Below are 847 nucleotides of genomic sequence, written 5' to 3'. Positions count from 1 at the left end.
GTGTAGCGCCACCGTTCGGGGAAGAAAGCATGTCCGAAAAACCCGTTGGTGCCCTGACCGAAAGCGAGGCCGAAGCCGAGCTGAAGCGGCTGGCGGAAGAGATCGCCGAGCACGACCGGCGCTACCATACCGAAGATGCGCCTGTTATCACCGACGCCGAGTACGACGCGCTGGCACGGCGCAATCTTGCCATCGAGGAGCGCTTTCCGGCGCTGGTGCGCGAGGATTCGCCATCGCTCAGGGTCGGAGCGGCACCTGCGGAAGGCTTTGCCAAGGTGCGCCATGCCGTGCCGATGCTCAGCCTTGCCAAGGCATATACCGACGATGACGTCACGGATTTCATCGAACGCGGCCGGCGGTTCTTCGATCGCGACAAGGAGCTCGACATCGCCTTCACAGCCGAACCGAAGATCGACGGGCTGTCGGCTTCGTTGCGTTACGAAAACGGTGTGTTCGTGCAGGGCTCGACGCGTGGCAACGGGGCCGTCGGCGAAGACATCACCGCCAATTTGAAGACCATCGCCGACATCCCTGCGAAGCTGAAAGGCTCGGGCTGGCCCGAAACCATCGAGATCCGCGGCGAGGTCTACATGACCTATGCGGAATTCGAGGCGCTGAAGCAGCGATCGGCTGCGGCCGGCGGCCAGGACTACGTCAATCCGCGCAATACGGCGGCCGGATCGCTGCGCCAGAAGGATCCGTCCGTCACCGCCAGCCGCAACCTCAAATTCTTCGCCTATGCCTGGGGTTACACAACGGCGGATCCCGCTCCGACCCAATATGATTCGGTGCAGAAATTCGCCGAGTGGGGGTTCAAGATCAGTCCGCTGATGGTGCGGGCCAAATC

1 pseudogene is annotated in these 847 nt (G+C 62.5%); it reads left to right on the top strand.

The annotated features are described in order from the left end of the window. Nucleotides 1-29: 29 nt before the first annotated feature. Nucleotides 30-847: pseudogene (locus EOD15_RS34920) on the top strand (NAD-dependent DNA ligase LigA); the annotation flags it as partial.

The sequence above is a fragment of the Mesorhizobium sp. M7A.T.Ca.US.000.02.2.1 genome, from assembly GCF_003996995.1.
Taxonomy (GTDB): Bacteria; Pseudomonadota; Alphaproteobacteria; order Rhizobiales; family Rhizobiaceae; genus Mesorhizobium.
This window is presented reverse-complemented; position numbering and strand designations above follow the sequence as displayed.